Raw genomic sequence first — 268 nt, forward strand, 5'->3', positions numbered from 1 at the left:
CCCAGACTCCTACGGGAGGCAGCAGTAGGGAATCTTCCGCAATGGACGAAAGTCTGACGGAGCAACGCCGCGTGAGTGATGAAGGCTTTCGGGTCGTAAAACTCTGTTGTTAGGGAAGAACAAGTACAAGAGTAACTGCTTGTACCTTGACGGTACCTAACCAGAAAGCCACGGCTAACTACGTGCCAGCAGCCGCGGTAATACGTAGGTGGCAAGCGTTATCCGGAATTATTGGGCGTAAAGCGCGCGCAGGCGGTTTCTTAAGTCT

General features: G+C 53.0%; 1 rRNA gene. It reads left to right on the plus strand.

Annotated elements, in window-relative coordinates:
* A 16S ribosomal RNA gene (locus AC0C45_RS30190) occupies nucleotides 1-268 on the plus strand; the annotation flags it as partial.

The sequence above is a fragment of the Priestia sp. VA7 genome (assembly GCF_055710015.1).